Genomic DNA, 6,108 nt, shown 5'->3' with positions numbered 1-6,108 from the left:
AGGATCCGATGACCCATCTCGGCGAGCGCCGCGAGCGTGTTCTGCGACGTCGTCGATTTGCCGATGCCGCCCTTGCCGTAGAATGCGATTTGTCGAAGTGATGACATTCTGCTCTCCATCAACCGATTGCCAATGTCGCGCCCGCGCTGCTCGCGAGGCGTGACCGCGTCCTCTGTGTGTCCGAACCGGCAGACGGGTTGTTGGGAAGGAGAGCATCGCTCGTCCGGAGCGTCGGCGTGCACTCAGCCCTCAACCATTGCCTGAACCCGGTTTTGCAACGGCTGTGCCAGCACGCGCACAGGGCCAAAACGATCATGTTTTAAAGGAGATGCGGAGCAATCCGGGCGCGATTGCGAGTTGTTGCAAACCCGACATCGGAATGCTTCGCAAGATGCGACGACGCGCGGCGCTGTCCGAAACGACACAACAGCGATAGCTTTTCAGCCGGGCGGTGCCCGGAACGAGATTTGCTAGATCCCCTCTGCAGCCCTGCGGCACAGACGCTGACAACGTTGAGGAGGATGCAATGCAGATCGGAGTGGAGACGGCCAAGGCAGTGGACCAGCGGCGCGTGTTCGTGATCGACGACGACGAGATCACGCGCGCGGCCCTGCAGTTCATGTTGCACGATGAAATCGAGACCCACGAATTGGCGACGCCGGAGGAGGCGTACGAGAAGGGCGTCGACTGGCTGGCACCGAACGTGGTGCTGCTCGGGGTTTCCTTCCTGAAGCAACGCGGCCCCGAGCTCGTCCGCGAGATCCTGGCGAAGTTCAAGGGCGTGCGCATTCTGATCGTGACCGCCAAGGCCGACGAGGCGATCGCGATCGAAGGTCTCAAGGCCGGCGCGCATGGCGCCGTGGTCAAGCCGCTCACGATCGAGGCGGTGCGCAAGAAGGTCGACACCATTCTCGGCCGCGCCGGCGGCGCGCAGCTGGTCCAGCTCGGCGGTGCCTGACGTGACGACCGTCGTCTTCTACGAGAAGCCGGGCTGCGGCACCAACGCCCGGCAGAAGCTGATGCTGACGCGAGCAGGCCACGATGTCATCGCCAGGAACCTCTTGACCGAACCCTGGACGGGCGAGCGGCTGCGCACATATTTCGCCGGGACCCCCGTCTGGGCCTGGTTCAATCCGGCCTCGCCGCGCGTGAGATCGGGAGAGATCGAGCCAGAGACGATCGAAGCCGTCGCGGCCATCGACCTGATGCTCGAGGATCCGCTGCTGATCCGCCGGCCATTGATCGAAGCCGGCGGCCGGTGCTGCGCCGGCTTCGATCGTGAACCCGTCATCTCGCTGCTTCGGCAGGGCGACGGTCTGGAGGATGTCCAGGGCTGCACGCGTCCGGATGGGTCGACACCTTGTCCGGAGCCGCGTTGAGCGGCTCCATTCTGCAAGCTCAGCGCTTCAACACCATGACCAGGCGATCGACACGCTTGCCCTGCTTGAAGTGGGATTCGACGATCTCGTCGATATCCTCCGGCTTGGTCGGTCGATACCAGACGCCGTCCGGATAGACCACCATCATCGGTCCGGCGCTGCAGAAGCCGAAGCAGCCGGCGGCGGTGACGCCGATATCCGTCAACCGCTGCGCCTCGATGGTCTTGGTCAGCCGGTCCCACAGCGGCTGCACGCCGAGCGCGCCGCAGCTGCCGCGCGGATGCCCGGGCGGGCGCTGCGTCAGGCAGACGAAGGCGTGATGTTTGTAGAGCTGCGGAATCTCGAATGCGTCATCCGCCTCGGCGACATCGGCATCGCTCATGACGCAGACGCCTTGATACCCTTGTCGGCGAGCAGGGTCGCGAGCTCACCGGCCTGGAACATCTCGCGCACGATGTCGCAGCCGCCGACGAATTCGCCCTTCACATAGAGCTGCGGAATGGTCGGCCAGTTGGAGAACTCCTTGATGCCCTCGCGGATGAAGGGATCGGCGAGCACGTTGACGCTCTCGTAGGCCACGTCGAGCTTGGCCAGGATCTGTGCCACCGCGGCGGAGAAGCCGCATTGCGGCGCCGCCGGCACGCCCTTCATGAACAGCACGATGTCATTGCTGTCGATCAGCTTCTGAATGCGTTCGGATGTCGACATAGACTGGATCCTTTCCCTGAATGCGACCGATCAGCCCGGCCGCAACGATCATTTCGGCAATGACGTCTCGAGCGCCAGCGCATGCAGCACGCCGCCCATCTGGCCCTTGAGAGCCGAATAGACCATCTGATGCTGTTGCACCCGGCTCTTCCCGGCGAAAGCCTGTGAGGTGACGCGCGCCGAATAATGGTCGCCATCGCCCGCCAGATCCTCGATCACGACGACGGCATCCGGGAACGCCTCCTTGATCAGACGCTCGATGTCCGTTGCTGCCATCGCCATCGCTGCCACTCCCGCTGGATTGATGAAGGCCTCATGCAAGCTCCGAACCAGTGATTTGCTCGCCGCAATCGCCGTCTCGCCGGCATCTGACGACGCGTCCACGCCAATTCGCCAAGCGTTGCGTCGTCTTTCCGACATCGGCCGCGGCGGAGCGAAGAGGCGACGTGCAAAATCCAACATCGGCCCGCTCTTCCGCCCGCCTCGTACCGGCTCCGGCGCTGCTGCACCCGCGCGAAAACGGTCCGCGTCTTGCAGTGATTTGATCGAGGTCAATGCAGATGCTCGAACTCGTCAGCGAACCCGACACGATCAACTTCGGCGATCTGCCGCAAGAGATCGATGCGCTTTTGCAACAGGGCGTGGCGGCGTATCGCCGCGACCACGCGCAGGCGGATCGGCTGTTTCGCCAGGCGCTGGCGGCCGCTCCGCAGCAGCTTCCGACCTACTTCTGTCTGTACAAGATTCACACCTATCAAGGCCATCTCGACGAGGCAGAGGCGGTCGCCGAGCTGGGCCTTGCGGAAGCGGCGCGCCAGGCCGGCTGGCCACGGGATTGGCGGCACTGGACGCCGCATGATCCGCTGCCGGATGGCGCCGGCCGCTTCGCGCTCTACACGCTGAAGGCCCTAGCCTTCATCCATCTGCGCAAGACTGATTCCGACGGAGCAGCCGAAATGCTCGCGGCGCTGCGGCGACTCGATCCCACCGGCGCCGTCGGATGGCCGGTCGTCGCCGCGCTGGCCGAGGGGCTCGGTTCGGAATGAGGCGACGCCATGCATGAGCGAAACATGACTCGAATTCCAACGACCATCCCCCGGTGCGAACCAGGATCATGAGAGGAACCAACGCATGATGACCATGCACGCCCCGCCCCCTCCTTCCCCGGCGCAGAACGCCGTAGCGACCGGCTCCCAGAGTGCAGCCGAGAGCGTGATTGCAGCGTTGCGAACGGTCTATGACCCGGAGATTCCGGTGAACGTCTACGATCTCGGGCTGGTCTATCGAATCGCGCACGAGGGCGGCGGCGCGGTCGAGATCGACATGACCCTGACGGCGCCCGGCTGTCCGGTCGCAAGCGAGATCGTCCGAATGGTGGAGGACGCCGTACAGGCCGTCGACGGTGTGGTGTCGGTCAAGGTCACCCTTGTCTTCGAGCCGCCATGGGACAAGTCGCGCATGTCCGAAGAGACCGCCCTGGAGCTGGGTTTGTTGTAACGCGCGCCAACCGCGCAACGAAGCAGGAGCATCACATGCCTACGGCGAGCACGATCAAGCTGACCGCCAGCGACGGCCATACCTTTCAGGCGTTTCGTGCCGATCCCGCCGACGCGCCAAAGGGGGCGATCGTCGTCCTGCCGGACGGCGCCGACGCTGCCGGCAAACTACGCAAGGTCGCCGATACTTTCGCCGCGAGCGGCTATGTCGTGATCGCGCCGGAGCTGTCGCCTCCCACCGCGATCGAAGCGGCAACGGAGGGCGAGCCGGCCGAGAGCGTGCCGGATCCGGCCGCACCGCTGCTCGCCGAGATCCAGTCAACGGTCGACAGCGTCAAGGACTGCGGCAAGGTGGCGGTGGTCGGCTTCGGCGCCGGGGGCGGTCTCGCCTATGACGCGGCCAACCGCGTCTCCGGCGTGGCCTGCGCAGTGAGCTACTACGCGACCGGTGTCGTCAACGCGGCCGGCGCCAAGCGCAAGATTCCGACGCTGCTCCATTTCGGCGAGGCCGACATCGTCGTGCCGTTCGCGGAGGTGACCATGTTCCGCGCCTATCATCCCGAGGTCAGCGCGTTCTCCTATCCGAATGCCGCGCATGCGTTCGACGGTGACGGCGAGACCTATGATGAATCTGCAGCTGCGCTGGCACATGACCGGACCCTGGCGTGGATCTCGCAATATGTCGTCGGGCAGCCGCCGATCACGCTGAAGAACGCCGGCGCCTATGCGCTCGCCAAGACCGACAAGAAAAAGAAGAAGAAAGCCGACGACGACATGGGACCGCTGGCCGATTGACAATCCGATGGAGTGAGAGCACCGCGATGCTGCCGACCACCATCCTGATCGACGAGCGGCCACGTTGCGTCGTGCGCCCCAACGACACCAAGGATCTCAACCGCTTCATCCGCAACGGCAAGCCTTTTCTGCTTGCCGAGGTGCCGGACGGCAGAATCACGCATCGCAATGCCAGCGAGGTCGAGATGATGCAATGGCAGAACGCCCTGGCGCTACACCGCGCCTGGGGTGGCGACGACGAGACCTTCTTCGGCGTGCCGTTGTATTAGTTGGATTGCGTAAGGTCGGCAAAGGCGCCACGGACGGCAGTGAATTGCACCATCGGAAGATCGCCATGCCCACCTTTCTGGTCCATCTTTTTCTGGTCCATCTTGCAGGCGAGACCGCCGGTGGGCGCGTTTCGCTTGGTCCAGCCTACGCGTCGCGCCCTCTCCGTCATTGCGAGCGCAGCGAAGCAATCCAGGGTAACGCGGGCGACTCTGGATTGCTTCGTCGCCTTCGTCTCCTCGCAATGACGTCACCGCAGGCTCACGGCCGCGCGGCCCGAGCATCGTGCGGGTTGCCGGCGTGGTTGCGCATCCAGTCGGCGAGCTTGGTCATGGCGGCGTCGACATCCTGACGGGCCTTGACGTCGCTGACAGTCTCCTCGAGCGCGCCGCGCATGCACAGCAGCCAGGCGTCGCGCTCGGCATTGCCGATGGCAAAGCCCATGTGACGCTGGCGCAGCCGCGGATGGCCCTTCTCGGGCGAATAAAGCTTGGGGCCGCCCAGCCATTCGGAGAGATAGCGCTTCAGGATGTGCTTGATCGGCCCGAGATTGCGGCCGTGCATGTCGCGGATGCCCTTGGCCTCCGGCAGCGTATCCATTCGGTGGTAGAAGGATTCGACGAGACGGTCCACGACAACCGCTCCGCCGATCCGCTCATAGGGGGTCGCGACCGGCCCTGCGTCCGGAGTTCCGGTCTCTGAAGTCCCAGCGTCCGCCATCCGACCAGTCCGCCCTCTACTCATCCAAGCTCGGCTGCAGGATCACCTCGGCCGGAGCGCCCGGGCCCTGCTCTTCCACAAGCTGAAGCGCATCGACACGCGACAATCCGCCGCCGCTGTCCATCAGCACGATAGCGTCCTTCGGCATGCTGGCAAGAGCCTCGATCAGCTTGGCGACAGTCACGAGGCCTCCTTCACCGACGCATCCTGACCGGCGATGGGCGCGCCGGTCTCGTCAAAATTCAGCGTCACCGGATCCTCGTCGAGCATGACGATCTCGGCCCGGCTCAACGCCCCGCTGGCATGGTAGCTGTAGCTGTGCGTGAGCTCGATCTCGCCATAGACGATCTTTTCGAACCCGGTCAGCACGCCCGCGGCATCGAAATAGCCGCGGATGAACGTGTTGCGGTTCGACAGCTGCTCCGGCGCAATCGCAGTCACCAGCCGCAGCGGCAGCTTGACGCCCGTGTAGGAGACGAAGAATCGGCACGCCTGTCCCGCATCGGTGCTCATGCTGCCAACCGCGTCACGAAACAGCCGCGGTCTTCAGGGCCTCGATCTGCTCACGAGCCACCTTGAACACGCCGCGGCCGCCGGCGAAGGTCTGATAGGCCTTCATGCCGATGGCCTCGCTGAGCTTGTCGAACCACTGCTGCGGCGTCAGCCCGACCGGCCGCTCGCTGATCTCGGCGACCGTGCCATCATTGGCAAAGCGGACATGAAGCGTCAATTTGTCCATGTGA

14 protein-coding genes are annotated in these 6,108 nt (G+C 64.4%); 6 read left to right on the top strand and 8 right to left on the bottom strand.

Annotated elements, in window-relative coordinates; genetic code table 11:
* On the bottom strand, positions 1 to 107 hold a 107-nt coding region (locus ACQR1E_RS33605), incomplete at its 3' end, for an ArsA-related P-loop ATPase (RefSeq protein WP_434872155.1).
* Positions 108 to 526: 419 nt separating this feature from the next.
* On the opposite strand from ACQR1E_RS33605, the gene ACQR1E_RS33600 reads away from it, so the two are divergent.
* Positions 527 to 958 (top strand): response regulator transcription factor, encoded by a 432-nt coding sequence (locus ACQR1E_RS33600; RefSeq protein ID WP_315713088.1) that lies wholly within the window; start codon positions 527 to 529, stop codon positions 956 to 958.
* A 1-nt stretch (position 959) separates the two neighbouring features.
* Positions 960 to 1,379: an ArsC/Spx/MgsR family protein gene (locus tag ACQR1E_RS33595; RefSeq protein WP_315825162.1), complete on the top strand. Its 420-nt coding sequence runs from the start codon at positions 960 to 962 to the stop codon at positions 1,377 to 1,379.
* Positions 1,380 to 1,398: 19 nt separating this feature from the next.
* Here the strand turns inward: ACQR1E_RS33595 and ACQR1E_RS33590 are convergent, their stop codons facing one another.
* The 3 genes from ACQR1E_RS33590 to ACQR1E_RS33580 are packed head-to-tail and all read right to left on the bottom strand — an operon-like array spanning position 1,399 to position 2,369.
* On the bottom strand, positions 1,399 to 1,761 hold the full coding sequence (locus ACQR1E_RS33590; RefSeq protein WP_315752862.1) for a (2Fe-2S) ferredoxin domain-containing protein: 363 nt from the start codon (positions 1,759 to 1,761) through the stop codon (positions 1,399 to 1,401).
* The gene (grxD, locus tag ACQR1E_RS33585) at positions 1,758 to 2,087 is read right to left on the bottom strand and encodes a Grx4 family monothiol glutaredoxin (RefSeq protein ID WP_315752861.1); all 330 of its coding nucleotides are present in this window, start codon (positions 2,085 to 2,087) and stop codon (positions 1,758 to 1,760) included. Before grxD ends, ACQR1E_RS33590 begins: the two co-directional genes overlap by 4 nt.
* A gap of 48 nt (positions 2,088 to 2,135) precedes the next feature.
* Positions 2,136 to 2,369: a BolA/IbaG family iron-sulfur metabolism protein gene (locus tag ACQR1E_RS33580; RefSeq protein WP_006609694.1), complete on the bottom strand. Its 234-nt coding sequence runs from the start codon at positions 2,367 to 2,369 to the stop codon at positions 2,136 to 2,138.
* A gap of 272 nt (positions 2,370 to 2,641) precedes the next feature.
* Between ACQR1E_RS33580 and ACQR1E_RS33575 the strand changes: the two genes are divergently transcribed.
* The 4 genes from ACQR1E_RS33575 to ACQR1E_RS33560 all read left to right on the top strand — a co-directional run bounded on the left by ACQR1E_RS33575 (position 2,642) and on the right by ACQR1E_RS33560 (position 4,647).
* The gene (locus ACQR1E_RS33575) at positions 2,642 to 3,133 is read left to right on the top strand and encodes a tetratricopeptide repeat protein (protein ID WP_316169744.1); all 492 of its coding nucleotides are present in this window, start codon (positions 2,642 to 2,644) and stop codon (positions 3,131 to 3,133) included.
* An 88-nt stretch (positions 3,134 to 3,221) separates the two neighbouring features.
* Positions 3,222 to 3,584 carry an iron-sulfur cluster assembly protein gene (locus ACQR1E_RS33570; protein WP_315752901.1) on the top strand — a complete coding sequence of 121 codons (363 nt, stop codon included), beginning with the start codon at positions 3,222 to 3,224 and terminating at the stop codon, positions 3,582 to 3,584.
* A gap of 35 nt (positions 3,585 to 3,619) precedes the next feature.
* Positions 3,620 to 4,378 (top strand): dienelactone hydrolase family protein, encoded by a 759-nt coding sequence (locus ACQR1E_RS33565; protein ID WP_315825165.1) that lies wholly within the window; start codon positions 3,620 to 3,622, stop codon positions 4,376 to 4,378.
* Positions 4,379 to 4,404: 26 nt separating this feature from the next.
* Positions 4,405 to 4,647, top strand: a complete 243-nt coding sequence (locus ACQR1E_RS33560; protein ID WP_315752858.1) for a hypothetical protein — start codon at positions 4,405 to 4,407, stop codon at positions 4,645 to 4,647.
* 259 nt (positions 4,648 to 4,906) lie between these two features.
* Here ACQR1E_RS33560 and ACQR1E_RS33555 read toward each other — a convergent pair whose 3' ends face one another.
* From ACQR1E_RS33555 to ACQR1E_RS33540, 4 genes are read right to left on the bottom strand one after another with little or no spacing between them, the layout of a single operon-like run.
* Positions 4,907 to 5,365, bottom strand: a complete 459-nt coding sequence (locus ACQR1E_RS33555; protein ID WP_315752857.1) for a group II truncated hemoglobin — start codon at positions 5,363 to 5,365, stop codon at positions 4,907 to 4,909.
* A 16-nt stretch (positions 5,366 to 5,381) separates the two neighbouring features.
* Positions 5,382 to 5,549 (bottom strand): hypothetical protein, encoded by a 168-nt coding sequence (locus tag ACQR1E_RS33550; protein ID WP_316169745.1) that lies wholly within the window; start codon positions 5,547 to 5,549, stop codon positions 5,382 to 5,384.
* On the bottom strand, positions 5,546 to 5,878 hold the full coding sequence (locus ACQR1E_RS33545) for a DUF6156 family protein (protein ID WP_315752855.1): 333 nt from the start codon (positions 5,876 to 5,878) through the stop codon (positions 5,546 to 5,548). The genes ACQR1E_RS33550 and ACQR1E_RS33545 overlap by 4 nt, the downstream gene beginning before the upstream one ends.
* Positions 5,879 to 5,891: 13 nt before the next feature.
* Entirely contained in the window at positions 5,892 to 6,104 is a 213-nt protein-coding gene (locus ACQR1E_RS33540) for a hypothetical protein (RefSeq protein ID WP_315713111.1), read from the bottom strand.
* Positions 6,105 to 6,108 lie beyond the last annotated feature (4 nt).

The organism is Bradyrhizobium sp. HKCCYLRH1030 (assembly GCF_051168395.1).
Lineage (GTDB): Bacteria > Pseudomonadota > Alphaproteobacteria > Rhizobiales > Xanthobacteraceae > Bradyrhizobium.
This window is presented reverse-complemented; position numbering and strand designations above follow the sequence as displayed.

Excerpts from the sequence above, each read along its gene's own strand:
- ACQR1E_RS33600 (WP_315713088.1), top strand. The coding sequence starts at position 527 with ATGCAGATCGGAGTGGAGACGGCCAAGGCAGTGGACCAGCGGCGCGTG.
- ACQR1E_RS33590 (WP_315752862.1), bottom strand. The coding sequence starts at position 1,761 with ATGAGCGATGCCGATGTCGCCGAGGCGGATGACGCATTCGAGATTCCG.
- grxD (WP_315752861.1), bottom strand. The coding sequence starts at position 2,087 with ATGTCGACATCCGAACGCATTCAGAAGCTGATCGACAGCAATGACATC.
- ACQR1E_RS33580 (WP_006609694.1), bottom strand. The coding sequence starts at position 2,369 with ATGGCGATGGCAGCAACGGACATCGAGCGTCTGATCAAGGAGGCGTTC.
- ACQR1E_RS33575 (WP_316169744.1), top strand. The coding sequence starts at position 2,642 with ATGCAGATGCTCGAACTCGTCAGCGAACCCGACACGATCAACTTCGGC.
- ACQR1E_RS33570 (WP_315752901.1), top strand. The coding sequence starts at position 3,222 with ATGACCATGCACGCCCCGCCCCCTCCTTCCCCGGCGCAGAACGCCGTA.
- ACQR1E_RS33565 (WP_315825165.1), top strand. The coding sequence starts at position 3,620 with ATGCCTACGGCGAGCACGATCAAGCTGACCGCCAGCGACGGCCATACC.
- ACQR1E_RS33560 (WP_315752858.1), top strand. The coding sequence starts at position 4,405 with ATGCTGCCGACCACCATCCTGATCGACGAGCGGCCACGTTGCGTCGTG.
- ACQR1E_RS33555 (WP_315752857.1), bottom strand. The coding sequence starts at position 5,365 with ATGGCGGACGCTGGGACTTCAGAGACCGGAACTCCGGACGCAGGGCCG.
- ACQR1E_RS33545 (WP_315752855.1), bottom strand. The coding sequence starts at position 5,878 with ATGAGCACCGATGCGGGACAGGCGTGCCGATTCTTCGTCTCCTACACG.
- ACQR1E_RS33540 (WP_315713111.1), bottom strand. The coding sequence starts at position 6,104 with ATGGACAAATTGACGCTTCATGTCCGCTTTGCCAATGATGGCACGGTC.